This window comes from Sandarakinorhabdus cyanobacteriorum (genome assembly GCF_002251755.1).
In the GTDB taxonomy this organism is placed as follows: Bacteria; Pseudomonadota; Alphaproteobacteria; order Sphingomonadales; family Sphingomonadaceae; genus Sandarakinorhabdus; species Sandarakinorhabdus cyanobacteriorum.
On the sequence record NZ_NOXT01000108.1, the window covers coordinates 52740 to 72363 of the forward strand.

Annotated in this window: 14 protein-coding genes and 1 tRNA gene; 3 read left to right on the forward strand and 12 right to left on the reverse strand. The window is 65.5% G+C overall.

The features are described from left to right. Positions 1–22: 22 nt before the first annotated feature. The 5 genes from CHU93_RS08775 to CHU93_RS17305 all read right to left on the reverse strand — a co-directional run bounded on the left by CHU93_RS08775 (position 23) and on the right by CHU93_RS17305 (position 5959). Positions 23–97 (reverse strand) — tRNA-Val (locus CHU93_RS08775). 79 nt (positions 98–176) lie between these two features. Then, positions 177–2564: an endopeptidase La gene (gene lon, locus CHU93_RS08780; RefSeq protein ID WP_094473712.1), complete on the reverse strand. Its 2388-nt coding sequence runs from the start codon at positions 2562–2564 to the stop codon at positions 177–179. Positions 2565–2701: 137 nt separating this feature from the next. Beyond that, positions 2702–3892 (reverse strand): CaiB/BaiF CoA transferase family protein, encoded by a 1191-nt coding sequence (locus tag CHU93_RS08785; RefSeq protein WP_094473713.1) that lies wholly within the window; start codon positions 3890–3892, stop codon positions 2702–2704. A gap of 9 nt (positions 3893–3901) precedes the next feature. After that, positions 3902–5485 carry an MFS transporter gene (locus CHU93_RS08790; protein ID WP_094473714.1) on the reverse strand — a complete coding sequence of 528 codons (1584 nt, stop codon included), beginning with the start codon at positions 5483–5485 and terminating at the stop codon, positions 3902–3904. A gap of 105 nt (positions 5486–5590) precedes the next feature. Next, entirely contained in the window at positions 5591–5959 is a 369-nt protein-coding gene (locus CHU93_RS17305) for a hypothetical protein (RefSeq protein WP_133064359.1), read from the reverse strand. 188 nt (positions 5960–6147) lie between these two features. On the opposite strand from CHU93_RS17305, the gene CHU93_RS08795 reads away from it, so the two are divergent. Further along, positions 6148–7722: a phytoene desaturase family protein gene (locus CHU93_RS08795; protein WP_094473715.1), complete on the forward strand. Its 1575-nt coding sequence runs from the start codon at positions 6148–6150 to the stop codon at positions 7720–7722. Here the strand turns inward: CHU93_RS08795 and CHU93_RS08800 are convergent. Next, positions 7707–8975 carry an amino acid permease gene (locus tag CHU93_RS08800; RefSeq protein ID WP_094473716.1) on the reverse strand — a complete coding sequence of 423 codons (1269 nt, stop codon included), beginning with the start codon at positions 8973–8975 and terminating at the stop codon, positions 7707–7709. The two genes, CHU93_RS08795 and CHU93_RS08800, sit on opposite strands and share 16 nt — an antisense overlap. 94 nt (positions 8976–9069) lie before the next feature. On the opposite strand from CHU93_RS08800, the gene edd reads away from it, so the two are divergent. After that, entirely contained in the window at positions 9070–10890 is a 1821-nt protein-coding gene (gene edd, locus CHU93_RS08805) for a phosphogluconate dehydratase (RefSeq protein ID WP_094473717.1), read from the forward strand. 188 nt (positions 10891–11078) lie between these two features. Here the strand turns inward: edd and CHU93_RS08810 are convergent, their stop codons facing one another. From CHU93_RS08810 to CHU93_RS08825, 4 genes are all read right to left on the reverse strand, one after another. Further along, positions 11079–11510: a pseudoazurin gene (locus tag CHU93_RS08810; RefSeq protein ID WP_094473718.1), complete on the reverse strand. Its 432-nt coding sequence runs from the start codon at positions 11508–11510 to the stop codon at positions 11079–11081. A gap of 192 nt (positions 11511–11702) precedes the next feature. Next, entirely contained in the window at positions 11703–12731 is a 1029-nt protein-coding gene (locus CHU93_RS08815) for a DUF2855 family protein (protein ID WP_094473719.1), read from the reverse strand. Continuing rightward, complete coding sequence (locus tag CHU93_RS08820) at positions 12728–14659, reverse strand: beta-galactosidase (RefSeq protein ID WP_094473720.1); 1932 nt, start codon at positions 14657–14659, stop codon at positions 12728–12730. The genes CHU93_RS08815 and CHU93_RS08820 overlap by 4 nt, the downstream gene beginning before the upstream one ends. Before the next feature lie 164 nt (positions 14660–14823). Continuing rightward, entirely contained in the window at positions 14824–16116 is a 1293-nt protein-coding gene (locus CHU93_RS08825; RefSeq protein ID WP_094473721.1) for an acyl-CoA dehydrogenase family protein, read from the reverse strand. A 130-nt stretch (positions 16117–16246) separates the two neighbouring features. Between CHU93_RS08825 and CHU93_RS08830 the strand changes: the two genes are divergently transcribed. Next, positions 16247–17920, forward strand: coding sequence for an amidohydrolase (locus CHU93_RS08830; RefSeq protein ID WP_094473722.1), 1674 nt, complete (start codon positions 16247–16249; stop codon positions 17918–17920). On the opposite strand, the gene CHU93_RS08835 is transcribed toward CHU93_RS08830, so the two are convergent. Both CHU93_RS08835 and CHU93_RS08840 read right to left on the reverse strand, forming a co-directional pair. Beyond that, a complete protein-coding gene (locus CHU93_RS08835; protein ID WP_094473723.1) occupies positions 17921–18844 on the reverse strand; it encodes a TadG family pilus assembly protein in 924 nt (307 codons plus the stop codon). It abuts the gene before it with no gap. Continuing rightward, a complete protein-coding gene (locus CHU93_RS08840; RefSeq protein WP_094473724.1) occupies positions 18841–19440 on the reverse strand; it encodes a TadE family protein in 600 nt (199 codons plus the stop codon). The genes CHU93_RS08835 and CHU93_RS08840 overlap by 4 nt, the downstream gene beginning before the upstream one ends. Positions 19441–19624 lie beyond the last annotated feature (184 nt).

Sequence of the window (19624 nt, forward strand, 5' to 3'; positions counted from 1 at the left end):
GCTGCGGGGTCTTGGGGGAACATGGTGGGCGCGACAGGGATTGAACCTGTGACCCCTGCCGTGTGAAAGCAGTGCTCTACCGCTGAGCTACGCGCCCGATGTTCCGCGTGCGGAGCGGCCGATTAGGCGAGATGGCGGGCGCTGTAAAGCCCCAGCATCACGCCCAATCAACAAAATCAGTGCCGCACCGCCGGTTCGGCCGCCACCGCCGCTGCCGGCTGCACCGCCTTCTCGTCGGCCTCCGTCCATTCGATCGGCACCAGCGGCTGGGTCAGCGCCAGCGCCAGCACTTCATCGACATGGGCCACGGGCACGATCTTCAGCCCCTGCTTCACATTTTCGGGGATGTCGGCCAGGTCCTTCTCATTCTCGGCCGGGATCAGCACGGTGGTGATGCCGCCACGCAGCGCCGCCAGCAACTTCTCCTTCAGGCCGCCGATCGGCAGCACCCGGCCGCGCAGCGTCACCTCGCCGGTCATCGCCACGTCGCGCTTCACCGCCACACCGGTCAGGGTGGAAATGATCGCCGTCACCATGGCGATGCCGGCCGACGGGCCATCCTTGGGCGTCGCGCCTTCCGGCACGTGCACATGGATGTCCTTCTTCTCGAACAGGCTGGGCTTGATGCCATAATGGGTGGCCCGCGCCCGCACGAAGGACAGCGCCGCCGAAATCGATTCGGTCATCACGCTGCCCAGCTTGCCGGTCGTCTTGATATTGCCCTTGCCGGGGCTGGTCACCGCCTCGATGGTCAACAAATCGCCGCCCACCTCGGTCCAGGCCAGGCCGGTCACCGCACCAATCTGATCCTCGCTGTCAGCCAGGCCAAAGCGGAACTTGCGCACCCCGGCAAACTCGGCGAGGTTTTCGGAGGTCACGGTCACGCTCGTGTCCTTGCCCTCCAGGATGCGGCGCAGCGCCTTCCGCGCCAGCTTGGCAATCTCGCGCTCCAGCTTCCGCACCCCGGCCTCGCGCGTGTAATAACGGATGAGGTCGCGAATGGCCTCATCAGCCACGGCAAACTCGTCCTTCTTCAGGCCGTGCGCATCATACTGCTTCTCGATCAGGTGGCGCTTGGCGATCTCCACCTTCTCATCCTCGGTGTAACCCGAAAGGCTGATGATCTCCATGCGGTCCAGCAGGGGCTGGGGCATGTTGTAACTGTTGGCCGTGGTCACGAACATCACGTCCGACAGGTCGTAATCGACCTCCAGATAATGGTCGTTGAACGCCTTGTTCTGTTCCGGATCCAGCACCTCCAGCAGGGCCGAGGCCGGATCGCCGCGGAAATCCTGGCCCAGCTTGTCAATCTCATCCAGCAGGAACAACGGGTTGGACGTGCCGGCTTTCTTCAGATTCTGGATCACCTTGCCCGGCATCGAACCGATATAGGTGCGGCGGTGGCCCCGGATCTCGGCCTCGTCGCGCACGCCGCCCAGGCTGTGGCGGATGAACTCGCGCCCCGTCGCCTTGGCAATGCTGCGCCCCAGGCTGGTCTTGCCCACGCCGGGCGGGCCGACGAGGCACAGGATCGGCCCCTTCAGCTTGTTGGTGCGCGCCTGCACGGCCAGATATTCGACAATCCGGTCCTTCACCTTTTCCAGGCCATAATGATCGGCGTCCAGCACCGTCTGCGCCGCCACAATGTCCTTCTTGATCTTCGATTTCTTGCCCCACGGCAGGCCCAGCAGCGTGTCGAGATAATTGCGCACCACCGTGGCTTCCGCCGATTGCGGCGCCATCGCCTTGAACTTCTTCAGCTCGGCCAGCGCCTTCTCGCGCGCTTCCTTGGAAAGTTTGGTCTTCTTGATCTTCTCCTCGAACTCGGCGGCTTCGTCCTTCTCGTCCTCCTCGCCCAGTTCGCGCTGAATGGCCTTCATCTGCTCATTCAGATAATATTCGCGCTGCGTCTTCTCCATCTGCTTCTTGACGCGCGTGCGGATCTTCTTCTCCACCTGCAGCACGCCCAGCTCGCCCTCCATGAAGGCAAAGATCTTCTCCAGCCGCGTGCCCACATCGGGCTCGGCCAGCAGGCTCTGCTTGTCGGCAATCTTCAGGCCCAGATTGGCCGCCACCGTGTCGGCAAAGCGCGCCGGCTCCTCGATGGCGCTGATCTGGTTGGAAATTTCCGGCGCCACCTTGCGGTTCAGCTTCAAATATTGCTCGAACTGCTTCTGGGCCGAACGCAGCAGCGCCGAAACCTCGCTCTCGTCGCGCAGCACATCGGCACGCTCCGCCACCTCGGCCACCAGATGGTCGCCGCTGGCATCCAGCGCCACCAGCCCGGCGCGGCTCTGGCCTTCCACCAGCACCTTCACCGTGCCATCGGGCAGCTTCAGCAGCTGCAGCACCGTGGCGATGGTGCCCACATCATAGAGCTGGTCGGCACCGGGATCCTCGTCACCCGGGTTCTTCTGGCTCAACAGGAACACCATCTTGCCATCCTGCATGGCGGCTTCCAGGGCGCTCACCGATTTCTCGCGGCCAACAAACAGCGGCACGATCATTTGCGGAAACACCACGATGTCGCGCAGGGGCAAGACGGGCAGGGTCTGATTGGTCATGTTCACTCCACTGGGGCCGCACACGCCGCCCCGCATCGCCTCCCGATATGGGAAGGCCGGGGCCCGGCTGCAATGGCAGAATCAGCGCAGGCCCGGTTGTGATGATGCAAGAGCCATGCCGGCCCGGCCAGTGGCAATCAGCCCTTGACGGCGCCCGCCGCCACCAGGGCGGCAATGGCGGCATCATCATAACCCAGGGCGGCAAGCGTCTGCCGGCTGTGCTGCCCCAGATGTGGGGCCGGGCCCAGCGGGTCCAGCGGCGCCCCAAAACGCGCCGGCGCGCGGGCCTGCCGCACCCGGCCCACCGCGTCATCATGCGCCACCTCGATGCAGATGCGGTTGTGCCGCACCTGGGCATCATCGGGCACATCCTCCAGCCGCACCACCGGCCCACCCACCGCGCCATGGGCGACGAATCCGGCCATCAGCTCGGCCCGGGTGCGCCGGGCAATCTCGGCCGAAACCTGCGGCGCCCATTCGCGCTGGTGCTTGATGCGGCCGGCGGTGGTGGCAAAGCGCGGGTCTTCGGCCAGATCATCGCGGCCAAGGCTGCGGGTCAGCGCCACGAACTCGGCGGTCTGCAGCGCGCCGATCGCCACCTGGCCATCGGCCGCCTTCCACAACCGCATCTGCGCGCCATATTCGGGCCAGCGTTCCGGCGCGTCGTCCAGAAAGGCATTGTTGTACATGCCGTCGGGCCAGTTGAAGGCGATGGCGGCATCCAGCATCGCCACCTCCACCCGCTCACCCGCAGCGTCCGGCCCGCCGCGCTCCCGCCGCAGCAGCGCCGCGGTGATCGCCTGCGCCGCCGTCAACGCCGTCACCTTGTCTGCCACCAGGTGGCGCACCAGGCCGGGCGTGCCCTCCTTGTCGACCTGGCTTGCCGCAATGCCCGACACCGCCTGGATGACAGGATCATAGACGCGCACATTCTGATACGGCCCATCCGGGCCAAAACCGGTGATACTGCAATAGATGATGCGCGGATTGAGCGTGCGGATATGCGCCCAGCCCAGGCCGAGCCGCTCCATCACGCCGGGCCGGAAATTCTCGATCAGCACATCGGCGGTGGCGATCAACCGTTCCAGCACAGCCACCCCATCGGCGGATTTCAGATCGAGGCAAAGGCCCTGCTTGCCGCGGTTGACGGCAATGAACATGCTGGAAAGATCGCCCTTTTTTGGTCCCAGCGTGCGCACCGGATCGCCGCCGGGGCTTTCCACCTTGATCACCTCGGCGCCCTGATCGGCCAGCATCGTCGCCGCCATCGGGCCGGAGACAATCTGCGAGCAATCAACAATGCGATAGCCTGCCAGCGGTCCGCTCATCGGTGCACCTCAATCGTGGATGTTGATGCCGCGCGTATCCTTCAGGAACAGCAGCATCACGATCAGGCCCACCACCACCACCGCAATCGTGTACCACAGGCCGGCAAACACATCGCCCGTGGACACGACGATATATTGCGAGACCACCGGCAGAAACCCGCCGAAATAGCCGGTGCCGATGTGATAGGGCACCGACATCGAGGTATAGCGCACCCGCGCCGGGAACATTTCCACCAACAGCGCCGCAATCGGCGCATAGGTCCAGCCGCTCAAAAGCCCGATCGCCATCACCGCCAACAGCAATTGCCAGGCCACGATCCGATCGGGATCGGCCTTTTCCGGCCAGCCGGCGGCGTTCAGCGCCGCGCCCCACCTGTCCTTGTCAAAACCTTCGAGATGCGCGCCGGCCACGTTCAGCGCCAGCACATCGGCATCGCGTTTCTGATAGGAAACGCCGCGCTTGGTCAGCCATTCCAGCGCCTTGCCGCACTCGGCCTCCTGCTTCAGGAAGATGTTGTATTCGCACGCCGGCAGATCGACCGTCACCGGCGCCGTCGCCATGGCTTCCGAAAGCGCCGGATTGGCGCCCTTGGCCATCAGGTTGAAGATCGGGAACAGCGCCACCAGCGTCAGCGCAAAGCCCACGCTGAGCACCTGCTTGCGGCCGAAACGATCCGAAAGCCCGCCAAACCACACATAGGCCGGCGCTGAGACCGCCACGCCCACCGCCAGATAGAGCAGCGCCTCCGTTTCCGGCAGGCGCGCGGTGTTCTGCAGGAAATAAAGCGTGCCGAACTGGCTGGTGTAGAAAATCACCGTGAACCCGGCCGACACCGCCAGCGCCACCAGCAGCCGCCCCTTGTTGCCCGGCGCCTGCAGTGCATCCTTGAACGGGTTGGCCGATGTGGTGCCCGCCGATTTCATCTTCTGAAACACCGGGCTTTCCGACAATTTCATCCGCACCCAGATCGAAATGCCAAGCAGCAGCAGCGACACCAGGAACGGCACGCGCCAGCCCCAGGCGGCAAATTCCGCCTCCGGAATGATGGCCTTGGTGGAGAGCACCACCGCCAGGGTGAGCATGAAGCCGCCGGCCGCCGCCGCCTGGATCCAGCTGGTATAGGCGCCGCGCTTGCCCTTGGGCGCATGCTCCGCCACGTAAATCGCAGCGCCGCCATATTCGCCGCCCAGCGCCAGGCCCTGCAAGGTGCGCAGGGTGAGCAGCAGGATCGGCGCCATGATCCCGGCCTGTTCAAAGGTCGGCAACAGGCCGATGCAGGCCGTCGCCCCGCCCATCATGGCAATGGTGATCAGGAAGGTATATTTGCGCCCGACCTTGTCGCCAAACCAGCCGAACACCAGCGCGCCCAGCGGCCGGAAGAAAAAGCCGATGGCAAAGGCGAACAGGCTGAACAGCAATTCGGTGGTGGGGTTGCCGGTGGCAAAGAAGAGCTTGCCAAGCAGGCTGGCGAGGATGCCGTAGAGGAAAAAATCATACCATTCGAACACGGTGCCCAGGCTGGATGCCACGATCACCAACCGATCCCGCTTCGGGTCGATCACATCGTCGATGGTCTCGTCTGAACCGCTCAAGCCCCGGCCTCCCCGCCTGTTCCCTTGCCTTTCCGCATAGCGGAAGCGGCGGGCGTTGCAATGGGGTGCGGCGGCGGGTAAACCCGTCGGGAATTTCACCGATCCTCAGGCGTCAGGATCAAATGTCTTTCCGATCTTCACTTCGATAAGCTTGACTTCGGCCAAATCTGCATGCTCGGTCGGGTTATTGAAATTGATGAACGAAAACTGGCCGTTCACCAGTACAATCTTTCCCTTCAGATTTGACATCGGAGACGTGGCGTGGATCGTGAAACGGGCGAGCAATACTTCCCCAGGGGCGAGTGTAAGCCGCAACTCGTCAAGATGCACTGATTTGCGCCGCCGCACATGATAACCGATTATCTCTCTTCCGCCATCAAGGCGATAAATTCTGTTGATCAAATTGACCCGCTGTTCTAACCTTTGGCGTGTAACCTCGAGCAACTGCGGTAATAATGGCTCTTTCAAAATCATTATATTCCGTTGTGTATCCGCGTATCAAATTCAAAAGCGCCTTGAACATCATCTGTTCCTTATGAAAGGCTCTCGACAACTGGCAATTTGCTATCATGTCAATGAGCCACAGGGCGCACAACCGATTTTGTAGCCGAGATGGCATGGCGATTGACGCGGTTGGAGTCTGCCGTACATTGGAAACGGTTATGCGCTTCGACGCGATCATCATCGGCGGCGGCCACAACGGGCTGGTGACGGCCTTCTATCTCGCCCGCGCCGGGCTGAAGGTGCATATCTGCGAGGCGCGCGATGTGGTGGGCGGGGCCTGCGTCACCGAAGAATTCGCAGCCGGTTTCCGCAATTCCACCGCCAGCTACACCGTCTCGCTGCTGCAGGAAAAGGTCGCGGCCGACATGAAGCTGGCCGATCACGGCCTCCGGGTGGTGCTGCGCCCACTCAACAATTTCCTGCCGCTCGACGGCGATTATCTGAAGGTTGGCGCCGGCCAGACGCAGGCCGAAGTTGCCCGCTTCTCGGCCAAGGACGCCGCCGCCCTGCCCGCCTATGACGCGCGGCTCGAGGTGCTGGCCGATCAGATGCGCCGCCTCGCCCTGAAAACCCCGCCGGGGCGCGGGCTGAAGGGCATGGCCGCACTCGCCGCCCAGGGCTGGCCGCTGCTGGGGCTGTCGGCGGACGAACAACGCGACCTGTTCGCCCTGTTCACCCGCTCGGCGCGCGAATTTCTCGATGGCTGGTTTGAAAGCGATCCGATCAAGGCGGTGCTGGGCTTTGATAGCATCGTCGGCCACTATGCCAGCCCCGACACGCCAGGCAGTGCCTATGTCCTCCTCCACCATGTCTTCGGCCAGGTGAACGGGGTGAAAGGCGCCTGGGGCCATGCCATCGGCGGCATGGGCGCCATCACCCAGGCGATGGCCAGGGCCTGCGCGGGGACCGGCGTCTCCATCGGCCTCGACGAGCGGGTCGCGCGGGTGAACGTGGCCGGCGGCAAAGCGGTTGGCGTCACCCTGTCCGATGGCCGCACATTGGAAGCCTCCGTCATCGCCAGCAACGCCGGCCCCGCCCTGTTGTTCCGCCAGTTGGTGGACCGGTCCGATCTGCCGGCCGATTTCGCCCGCGCGATGGATGGCTATGCCGCCGGCTCCGGCACCTTCCGCATGAATGTCGCGCTGTCCGAACTGCCGCGCTTCTCCGTCCTGCCCGAACCAGGCCCCCACCACGGCGCCGGCATCATCATCGCCCCCAGCCTCGATTATATGGACCGCGCCTTCACCGACGCCAAAACCCACGGCTGGTCGCGCGCGCCAATTGTCGAAATGCTGATCCCCTCAACATTGGACGACACGCTCGCCCCGCCCGGCCGCCATGTCGCCAGCCTGTTCTGCCAGCAATTCGCCCCCACCCTCCCCAATGGCCAAAGCTGGGATGATGCGCGCGAAATCGTCGCCGATCTGATCATCGACACCGTCACCGCCCACGCCCCCAATTTCAAATCCAGCATCCTCGCCCGCCAGATCCACTCGCCACTGGATCTCGAACGCAAGTTCGGCCTGATCGGCGGAGACATCTTCCACGGCCGCATCAGCCTCGATCAACTCTGGGCCGCCCGCCCCGTGCTCGGCCACGGCGATCACCGCATGCCGATCAAGGGCCTGTATCTCTGCGGCAGCGGCGCCCACCCCGGCGGCGGCGTCACCGGCGCGCCCGGCCACAACGCGGCTCGGGAAATTTTGGCCGACCGCCGCTACCGCCGACTGTAGAGCAGCACCGGCACCCCGGCGGCCACCAGCGCGATGCACCACAAATTGGGCTCCAGCCCGGCAGCATAGAGCGCGAACAGCGAATAGACGACGCCCAGCACCCCCACCAGCCGCAGCCAGCCCTTGAGCAGCTTCACCGCCGCCACCGCCACCGCCAGATAGCCGATCAGCATGGCCGACGTGGCGACCAGTATGGTGAATTCAAACAGGCCAGCCAGGCTGCGATCGATGTTCAAAAGCACCAGCCCGGCTGGCAACAGGCCCGACAGGATCAGCCCCGCCGCCGGTGCCCCGGACTTGTTCAGCACGGCAAAGCGCGTCGGAAACTGCCCGGCCAGCGCCAGCGCGCGCGGCAGTTCCGCCACTGTCAGCGTCAGGCCATTGACCGTGCCCAGCGCCGAAATCGCCGCAAACACCCCGATCAGCGCGGCTGCCTGCCCACCGATGAACGGCGCGGCAAAATCGGCAAAGGGCGCATTGCTGCCGGCCAGCGCATCGGCCGGCACCAGCGCGATCATCGCCGCCGAAATCGCCTTGTACAGCACGCCGGCCAACAGCGGCCCCAGCATGGTCGCCAGCGGCACGGTCACATGCGCCCGCCTGATCTTGTCGGCCGGCACCGTGGCGCTTTCAAACGCCAGAAACGCCCACATCGTCAGCGTGACCGAGGTGATCACCCCATCGGCGTGCATGGCCTGGGGCGGGTTCACCACCGCCGCCGCGCCCTTCGTGGCCAGCAGCCAGGCCGCAATCGCCAGCACCGCCAGCAAAGGCAACAGCTTCAACCCCGTCGTCGCCACCTGCACGAAGCTCGCCGCCGGCGCGCCCGCCAGGTTGATCAGCGTCACCAGCACCAGCACCAGCACCGCCATCACCGCGCTCAGCAGCGGGTCCTGCCCCAGTGCCGGCCACAAAACGGTGAAGTTGGACACCACCGCCACCGCCAGCGCGGCATTGCCCACCCACACGCCAATCCAGTAACTCCACGCCGCGATATAGCTGCTGCGCGGGCCAAAGGCCGTCTCCACATAGGCATGCGGCCCGCAGGTGCCCGGCATCTGCCGGCTCAGCGCGGCATAGCAGCCGGCCAGCGCCAGCGTGCCTGCCAGCGCGATCATCCAGCCGCCCATCGCCGACCAGCCGTGCGGCGCCAGCGTGGCGGGCAGCAGGAACACGCCCGATCCCACCATGTTGCCGACCACCAGGGCCAGAGCGGCCATCAGGCCCAGTTCGCGCTTCGTGTTTGCCATCATTCCCCCACGGCTTTGCTGCCCGCTGGCGGTCAAAGCGTCAATGCATAGCTATTCACCTCTGCCCATTTGGCTTTTTCGCGCCTAAGTTGCACCCATGACGACTCTGCACCCCACCCTCGCCCGCGTGACCGACCGCATCATCGAAAAAAGCCGCAGCAACCGCCGCCGCTATCTCGATCTCATTGCCGCCGAACGCGATGCTGGCATGGGCCGGCCGCGCCTGTCCTGCTCCAACCTCGCCCACGGCTTTGCCGCCGCTCTGGAGGATCAGGCCACGATCAAGGCCGGCGCCCGCGTCAACATCGGCATCGTCACCGCCTTCAACGACATGCTGTCCGCCCACCAGCCCTACGGCCAATATCCGCCCCAGCTGAAGCTGTTCGCGCGCGAGGTTGGCGCCACCGCCCAGGTTGCCGGCGGCGTGCCGGCGATGTGCGATGGCGTCACGCAAGGCCAGGTCGGCATGGAACTCTCGCTGTTCAGCCGCGATGCCATTGCGCTCGGCACCGCCGTCGCCCTCTCCCACGGCATGTTCGAGGCCGTGGCCCTGCTTGGCATCTGCGATAAGATCGTGCCCGGCATGCTGATCGGCGCCCTGCGCTTCGGCCATCTGCCCACGCTGTTCGTGCCCGCCGGGCCGATGCCATCGGGCCTGCCCAACAAGGAAAAGCAGCGCATCCGGCAGCTGGCGGCCGAGGGCAAGGCCAGCCGCCAGGAACTGCTCGACGCCGAAAGCGCCTCCTATCACAGCCCCGGCACCTGCACCTTCTATGGCACCGCCAATTCCAACCAGATGATGATGGAGGTGATGGGCCTGCACATCCCCGGTGCCGCCTTCGCCAACCCCGGCAGCGGCCTCAGGAACGCGCTGAACCGCGCCGCCATGCACCGGCTGGCCGCCATCGCCATCGGCCAGCCCGAGGAACGCCCGCTCGGCCAGTGCGTGGATGAACGCGCCATCGTCAACGCCGCGGTCGGCCTGCTCGCCACCGGTGGTTCCACCAACCATGCCATCCACCTGCCCGCCATTGCGCGGGCCGCCGGCATCCATATCGATTGGCAGGATTTCGATGAACTCTCCGCAGCGGTGCCGCTGATCGCCCGTGTCTATCCGGGCGGCGCCGCCGATGTGAACCAGTTCCACGCCGCCGGCGGCATGGCCTTCACCATCCGCACCCTGCTCGATGCCGGGCTGCTGCACGGCGATATCCCGACCGTCGGCGGCACCAGCCTCGCCGATTATGCCCGCGATCCGCAGATGGTGGATGGTGAGCTGACCTGGGTCGACGTGCCGGCCAGCCGTGACGAAACCATCCTGCGCCCCGTCGCCAACCCGTTCCGCGCCGATGGCGGCATGCGTCTCGTCACCGGCAACCTTGGCCGCGCCATCTTCAAGACCAGCGCCGTCGATGAAGAACGCTGGACGATCGAGGCCCCCGCCCGCGTGTTCGAGGATCAGGAGGCGGTGCAGGCCGCGTTCAAGGCGGGCGAGCTCAACCGCGATGTCGTGGTGGTGGTGCGCGGGCAAGGGCCGCAGGCCAATGGCATGCCCGAACTGCACAAGCTGACCCCGCCGCTGGGCGTGCTACAGGATCGCGGCTTCAAGGTTGCCCTCGTCACCGATGGCCGCATGTCGGGCGCATCGGGCAAGGTGCCGGCCGCCATCCACCTCTGCCCCGAAGCCAACGGCGGCGGGCCGATTTCCCGCCTGCGCGATGGCGACATCATCCGCCTGTGCGCCCATCGCGGCCAGCTGGAAGCATTGGTGGACGCCGCCGAATTCGCCGCCCGCCCGGTCCACGCCGTGCCCGCCTCACCCGCCGGCACCGCGCGCGAGCTGTTCGCCTTCTTCCGCACCGGCAGCGACGATGCCGAGGCTGGTGGTTCAGCCATGCTGAAGGCGGCGGGGCTGTAACCCGGCCCTGCGGCGCAGCGGGCGCGTGCCTCGACAAGCTCGGCATGAGCGGCTTTGGGCTTGAATCAGAGGCACCAACCCCGCTCATGCCGAGCTTGTCGAGGCACCCCACCAACGCAAAACAACCCGAAAAACGAAAACGGCCGGGGTGTCGCCACCCCGGCCGTCGTTCAGCGGAAACTGAAAACTTACTTGGCCTGGGCCAGATAGGCGGTCATGCGCTTGGTGGCCAGCGGCGACAGCTTCACGGCCTTGGCGGCAGCGAGGTTCGACGACGGGCCGTTGCCGACCTGCACCAGCGCAACCATGCCCATGGAGAAGTGCGGCAGGCACTTGATGCCATACAGGCCGGGCTTGCCAACCTTCAGCACGAAATCCTTGCCCATGGCGCCCTTCTGCTCGGCTTCGCCGGCCGGCAGCAGGCCCGGGATGGTCTGGGCGTTGTGGCCCGGGTTGGCGGCCACGAACTTCACGGTGTCACCAGGGGCGGCCTTGATGAAGCCCGGCTCGAACACCATGGCGCCTTCCTTGCCCTTGTTGAGCATCTTCACGGTGATTTCCTTGGCGGCAGCCGGAGCGGCGATCACCAGGGCAGCAGCGACAAAACCCAGCAGCTTCATGTCATTCTCCCTTGCGCCGGTCATGGAGGAGGCCGGCAAATTGGTCAGGCCCCGGGCTTGCAGGCCAGGCCGTTGAGGGACGCGCTTTACGCGCGGGCGCGAGGCCACTCAAGCACCCTGCTTGCGACAGATTGTCCGTTGCGAAACCATGGCCAGGGCATCGCACAACCCGGCTTTCTGGCGGCTTAACAATTACAGGCTGGCAATGATCCCCACCCTGGGATCGATGCGTCCGCGCACCAGATCGGCCCAGGCATCGGCCACTTCGTGCCGGCCGCTCACCCGCTCGATGCGCAGCCAGCCCAGCGTGTCGGCAAAGCGCCGCCATGCCGCGGAGAGCCGCGCGTCAAAGCCGGCCGGGCCCCATTCTGCCACCCGCGCCTGCGCCACCGATGGCGCAAAGAACAATTCCGCCGCCGGGCCGGGCAGTTCGGCAACATTGCCTTCCTGCCAATGGGTGTCGCCCACGACATGGCTTTCCTTCAGCCGCCCGCCCAGCCGGCTGTGCACATCGTGGCGCACGGCGCCATTGCCGGAAAAATCGATGAAGGCGATGGTCTCGCCCAGCACATCCCCCACCTCGGCATAGCTCAGCACCTGGTCATAATAGCCGGTGGCCACACAGAAATCGCGATTGGCCGGCGAGGTGAGGCCCACCACGCGCTGCCGCCCCTGCGCCGCCTGCGCCACGCCCAGCGCCGTCTTCGACGAAGCGGATGACAAGAGCAGCGTGTCCACCGGCCGGTCGGCCATCAACGCATCGATGAGGAAGGCGGTGGCATAGAGCGGGCGGAACAGGCTCTGCAATTCCTCGCTACCCCAATCGCCGCTCGCCGCGGTGTAGCGGTTGTAGAAGGGCGGCAGCCCGGCGCGATGGGCGGCGCCATCGGTGAAGCCGGCCCGGCTCGCCGCCACCGGCTGCACCAGCGCGGCACCCGCCATCGGCCAGTAACCGAAATAACGGTCGCCGGCCGCAACGCCCGTAGCCTGGCTGTCCTCCACCCGGCCAAAGCCCCACACCGGCACCACCCCAAAGCCATCTGGCCCCGGGAAGAAATTCCAATAACCGAAATCCTCGCCATGCACGGCATAGGTGACATTGTTGGCCGTCAGCGCGAACTGCTCGACGATGATGCGCGCCTGGCCCGGCGCGGCGGCGCCGGCATCGGCCAGCACCTCGGTTTCGGCCAGGGCCCCCTTGCGAACCGCGATCAGGCTCATGCGTCTTCCCTCCAGATGGCAACCCCGGCCGGTGGCACCGGGTTGCTGCCGATGATCGGCAAGATTGGCAGATCAACGGCCGTCGGGCCATAGTTGAACAGGAATCTGAGGTCGCCCAGCCGCTCCACCCGCACATCCGGGCCCAGGTCCTGCACCGCCAGGCCGGCCGCCGCCGCCACCTCGGCCATCACCCGGCCCAGCAGGCCCGCATCCACCCCGCCGGCAAGATAATGCGCCCGGCCCGCCGCAAACCACAGGCCGCGCCCGTCATCGAGGCGGGATTGCACCGCAACGCCCTCCCCCGCTTCCACATCCTCCATCCAGCCGGTCACCACCCCGCCATTGCCCACGGCCAGGCTGATCCCCGGCGGCAGGCTCTCCACCCGCGCCACCCTGATGTCGATCAACGCCTGCAAGCCATCGGGCGGCAAGGCCGGCGGAATGGCGAAATCGCGCGTCTTGCTGCCGGTGCGCGGCCCGGCCAGCACCTGCGCGCCGCTCGCCGCCAGCCGCTGCGCCAAGCCATCATCGACCACCACCTGCACCGGCAGCAGCACCAACCGGTATCCGGCCAGATCGGCATCGGGCGGCACCACATCAACGCTCAGCCCCAGCCGCCGCGCCGCCGTGTGCCAGGCCATCGCCGTGGCCAGCGCATCCTGATCGCGCCCCTGCGGCTGGCTCTGCACCGCCCACACGCTGTCATAATCGAACAGCAGCGCCACATCGGCCTGCCCGCGCGCCGGCAATGGCCCCAGCGCCGCCAACCCGGCCGCCAACGCCGCCACCTCCGGCCAGGCGGCGGCCGGCTGATTGTCCGGCCGGTTCAGCCCGGCGTGCATGGCTTCCTGCCCCGTCGGGGCCTGGCGCCAGCGGAACCAGCTCATCCGCTCCGCGCCCTGTGCCACCGCCTCCCAACCCCAGAGCTCCACGGCGCCCTTGGCCGGCGCCGGGTTCCATGCCGCCCAGTTCACAGGCCCCGGCTGCTGCTCGATCACCCACCAGCGCCCGCGCCCGCAGGCGCGATACAGGCTGTGGTGAAAGGCGGTCAGATCGGGGTGGCCGGTGCGCAGATAGCGCGCCTTGTCGGCCGATGTGAACGGCCCCTGCCCCAGAAAGCCGATGGGATAAGAATCCCACGTCGCCACATCCAGTTGGCGGCCCACGGCATAATGGTCAAATTCGGTGAACAGGCCCATGAAGTTGTGGACAATGTCCCGCCCCGGCGAGGCAGCCCGCAAAATCTCGACCTGCGCCGCGTTGAACCGCTCCACCATCGCCGATGAATAGCGCTGCCAATCCAGCCGGTGCGCCGGGTGGCTCTCCGTCACCGTGCCGAACGGCGCATCCACTTCGTCGAAATTGCGATATTCCTGGGACCAGAAGCTCAGCCCCCATGCCGCGTTCAGCGCCGCGACATCGCCATAACGGTCGGCCAGCCAGCGCCGGAACCCGGCCTTGGCGGCATCCGATGTGCTCACCACTGTGTCGTGGCAGCCATATTCATTGTCGGTCTGCCAGGCGACCACGGCGGGGTGGCGGCCATAGCGCGCAGCCATCAACGCTGTGATGCGCTTCGCCTGTTCCAGATAGACGTCTGACGAAAAACAATAATGCCTTCGCGAACCAAAGCCGCGCAGTTGGCCGTCACGCCCCCTGGCCAGAATCTCCGGATGCGCATCCACCAGCCATTTCGGCGGCGTCGCCGTCGGCGTGCCCATCACCACCTGCAACCCGGCCGCATGGGCCAGATCAACCGCACGGTCGAGCCAGTCCCATTCGAACTGCCCCGGCTCCGGCTCGATCCGGCTCCAGGCAAATTCGCCAATCCGAACGAACCGCAGCCCCAGCGCCGCCATGCGCGCCACATCGCTGGCCCACAGCGCTTCAGGCCATTGTTCCGGATACCAGCAGACGCCCAGCTTCATGGCGGATTGATTGGCATGGATGCCCGCCGATGGAAAGCCAATCCCCAATCCTCCCCCTCTTGGAGAGGTGGCAGCCGCAGGCTGACGGAGGGGGCCGCCAAGCACGGCCCTGGCCGCCCCCTCCGCCCTACGGGCACCTCCCCCAAGGGGGGAGGATCACCGCTTCACAAATCGGCAAACAATGCCTTCCTTGGCCCCAGATAACCAAACAGATAGGCCGCCACCTTGCGCATCTGGATCTCTTCCGATCCCTCGGTGATGCGGTAACGGCGGTGGTGGCGGAAGATATGCTCGAACGGCTTGTGCCGGCTGTATCCGATGCCGCCATGCACCTGCATCGCCCGGTCGGCCGCCTCGCACACCAACCGGTTCGCCCAGTAATTGCACATGGAAATCTTGTCGGAAAGCTGGCTCTCGATCGCCTCGTGGGGCATGTTGTCCATCTCCCACGCGGTCTTGTAGATCAGCATGCGCAGCATCTCGCACTGGGTGGCGAGCTCCACCAGTGGAAACTGGATGGCCTGGTTCTTCGACAGCGGCTCGCCAAAGGGCTTGCGTTCCCGCGCATAACGCACGCTCTCCTCCACGCAGAAGGTGGCTGCGCCGAGCGACGAGGCTGCCTGCCGGATGCGGTTCTGGTGCACGAAACTCTGCGCCAGCGCCAGGCCGCCATCGGGCGGGCCAAGCCGGGTCGTGTCGGGCACCCACACGTTGGTGAAGCTCACCCGCGGGTGGTCGGTCGGCATGTTGAAGGTCCACAGATATTCCTCGACCTTCAGACCGGGCGTGTCCGTGGGCACCAGGAAACAGGAAATGCCACGCGCCGCGCCATCCTTGCCACTGGTGCGGGCAAAGGTGGCACAATGGGTGGCCACATGCATGCCCGTCGTCCACATTTTCTCGCCGTTGATCAGCCAGCCGTCCACGCCATCGCGGGTTTCCGGCACGGCGCGGGTTTCCATGTGGGTCGCATCGCTGCCGTGATTGGGTTCGGTCAGGCCAAAGGCGGTGATCCGCTCCCGCGCAAAGCCGCCCAGGATGAACTCCTGTTTCTGCGCCTCGGTGCCAAAGGTCTCGAACATGGCGACAAAGGGGAAATTGCCCACGATCGAATGTTCATTCTGCAGATCATTGTGCAATCCCAGGCCCTTGGCAGCGAAATGATCGCGGATCACCGCCATCCACAAATTGCTGCCATCCTTGCCGCCATATTTCTTCGGCGCCGAAAAGCGCCAGTGCCCGGCCTTGTCCGCCCGGATCGTCGCCTCGCGCAGCAGCAGCTCCCACTCCCGCCGCGGCAGCCCGCCATGCTCGAAATCGGTGCGTGCCCATTCGCGGCGATGGTCGAAAAAGCGGATATTGTCGTCCTGTTGTTCCAGCGGCTTGATCTCGGCCGCGATGAAGGCGTCAAGCTCGGCCAGATAGGCCTTCAGGTCAGCCGGCAGTGCGAAATCCATGGGTCATCCTCCCCTTTGCCCGGCCAGTGTGGGCTGAGCCGCCCGCGCACAAAACTGGCGGATTGGGGAAGGACTTGCCGCGCCCGCTCATCGGCGCAATCATCACCATCGGCAAAAGGGGGAACAGGCCATGGACAGACGGCAACTGCTCGCGACCGCACTCTGGGCCAGCTGGGCCGCGCGCGCCGCGGCGCATGATCGCGATGCCGATACAATCCTGTTCAATGGCCGGTTGATCACCATGGACGACGCGCAGCCGAACGCCACTGCCATGGCGATCAAGGGCAACCGCATCATGGCAGTGGGCGGCGATGATGTGCGCGGGCTGGCCGGCAAGGCCACCAGGATGATCGATTTGAAGGGCGCCTGCGTGGTGCCGGGCTTCATCGATTGCCACAACCACCCGATCGGCGAGGTGCTGCTCTATGAAACCCTCGTCGGCAACCCGTTCGAGGTGGAGTTCGTCACCATCCAGTCCATCATCGACAAGCTGAAGGCCAAGGCGGCGCAAACCCCGCCGGGCTATTGGGTGGAAGGCTTTTTCCACGACGACACCAAGCTGAAGGATGGCCGCCAGCTGACCGTCGATGATCTCGACAAGGTCTCCACCACCCACCCGGTGATGGTGCGCCACCGCGGCGGCCACACGGTGTTCGTCAACAGCCACGCGCTCGCCCTGGCCGGGATCAACGCCAACACGCCGGATCCGCCCGGCGGCACCATCGATCGCCTGCCCGACGGCCGCCGTTCCGGCCGCCTGACCGACAATGCCATCGAACTGGTCGCCCGCCATGGCCAGCGCCCCCGCATCGACGCCGCTGAAAAAGCCAAACGCGCCCGTGCCGGCATCGCCCATATCAGCGCCGCCTTCAGCCGCTATGGCCTCACCAGCGTCCACCACCAGGGCGGCGATCTCGCCGCTATCCAGGATGTGCGCGCCGCAGGCCAGCTCACCCACCGGGTCAGCTATGAAGCCTGGGGCCCGATGGTGGACCAGATGATCGCCGCCGGCCTCAAGACCGGATTTGGCGATGACTGGATCCGGCTGGGCGCCACGGCCGAACACACGGCCGATGGCAGTTTTTCCGAACGCACCATGGCGCTCTCCACCCCCTATGCTGGCCGCACCCCGCCCTATTATGGCAATGTCACCGAACCGCAGGACGTGCTCGATGCCTGGGTGGAAAAGGTCGTCCGTGCCGGCATCCAGCCCAACATCCACGCCAATGGCGATGTCGCCATCGACATGGCATTGACCGCCTTCGAACGCGCCCAGGCCAAGCTGGCGGTGAAGGATCTGCGGCCCAAGATCACCCATTGCACCCTCGTCAACGCCAGCATCCTGAAACGCATGGCGGCCCTGGGCGCGGTGCCGGCGCCGTTCACCTCTTACGCCTATTACAACAGCGACAAGTTCGGCTTTTACGGGGCAGACCGCATGGCCAATGCCATGGCCTTCCGCGATTTCCTTGATGCCGGCATCAAGGTGTGCGCCGGCAGCGATTTCTTCCCCGGCCCGTTCGCGCCGCTGATGGGAATCCAGGGCATGGTCACCCGCACCGGCTGGAATGGCGAGACCTGGGGCGCCAACCAGCGGGTGAGCGTGCTGGAAGCCATCCGCATCAACAGCCTGCACGGCGCCTGGGCCGCCAGGGAGGAGGCGATCAAGGGCAGCCTCACCGCCGGCAAGCTCGCCGATTATGTCGTGGTGGCCGAAGACCTGACCAGCATCAAGCCCGACCGCATCAAGGATGTGCCGATCCAGGAAACCGTGGTCGATGGCCGCAGCCAGTATCGCGCCTGATCACCCCACCAGCCGGCTGGCCGCGGCCTGGGCGGACGTCGCGCACAGCGCGCTGCCGGGCAAGTTGGGCGATGTGTTGAAGCGGTTGTTGTAGGTGGCGGTCCCGGTGGTGTTGATGCGGTTGGAGGGCACCACCGGCAAGCTGCTCTGCAGGCGGAAGACGATATTCTCAACCGGCGCGCCACTGGCGGCGCTGTTCATCCGGACGCCCGGCACCACCACCCAGAATTGCCCCGCGGCCGGCGCCGTGAACGTGAATGTGCCGGCAAATCGGATCGGCGACACGATGCGCACGGTGATGATGATTTGCGCGGCGTTCCAATTGTCCACCCGCACGATCGGATTGCCGTCTGGCGTTGCAAAATAACAGGTGCCGGTCATGCCCGATCCGGGTGAGCAGGCCTGGCCCATGGTCACCACGGCGGTTCGCTGTGGCAGGGTGGAACCGATCAACGAAAGCGTGGGGTTGGATGGGCACAGCGCGGTCGCGCTGGCCGAAAGGTCCATCGATTCGAGGCCGAGGATACCGCCAAACAGCAAGCGATGGGCATTGCCGTTGGCACTGGCATAGCGCGTTGTCACCCGAACGGCGTTCAGATTGCTGGTCGCCGGGGTGAAACTGCCGGCGCTGTTGTCCCAACGTCCGGGTTCGACATCGCTTTCCGCCACCACCATGCCATGGCTGGCCGTTGGCAGGTTCAGGGCCGCCACACGCGCCGCCTCGGCCTGGGCAGCGCTGCTCGTGTGCAATTGCCGCGAAGCCGCCGCCGCCGCCGCATCTGCCGCCACCTGCAGCCGGGTCCGCGCCAGCTGCAGGAACGCCCCGTCAATCGCAAAGCCCACCGCCGCGGTCAGCACGGGCAGCGCCAGGGCAAGCACCGGGGCCATCGATCCGCGCCGGGCTCTGGCCAGGGCACGCATCATGCCTCCTTCACCATGCGCACTTCAACGGACACGTTGGCCGGCATGGGGGCCAGCGGCAACATGGTGGCCATGCGCGACGGGAACGACAGGCGCGCCACCACCTCATTGCCAACGGTCGCATCAATCACCTCGGCGGTGATGCCGCCCCCGCTGCTGCCACCGCCATCGCCCGCGGTGTCACCGCCGCCACCATTGCCGCCACCATTGCCACCGCCGTTGCCACTGTTGTCACCATTGCCCGCCTGGCAGCCCCCCGGACCGTATCCGCCCGTGTCGTTGGCGTCGCCATTGCCGCCGCCACAATTGCGGTCGCCGCCATCCTCGCTGCCGCTGCTGCCGCCGCCGTTCACCCAGGGCGGCAGCGCATCGGTCATCATGGTTGCGGCCAGGCTTGTGTCCGCGCGGCCAACGGCCACCGCCCGCGCCGCATTGCGTGCTGCATTCAGCGCCACGTTCCAAGTGTAAAATAAAACGCCATATTGCAACGTTCCACAAATCATCAACGTCGAAATTGGCAGTATGAGTGCAAATTCCATCGCAGCAGAACCGCGCCGCTCCTGATGCAATATTTTCAAAATACGCCGCACAGAAACCATGCTTTACCAATCTTTCCGGTTTACAAATCCCACAGACAATTATTTCCATTTATCGGAAATCGCCGATTCTTTGCTTGTTCTAACATATCTTTGCTGCAAAACCCTTTGCGCGACCAAGGCTTGAGCATGGCGGCGCGATGCGCGACAAGATGGGCACCTCCAAAAACCCCTCGCCAATAGCGGC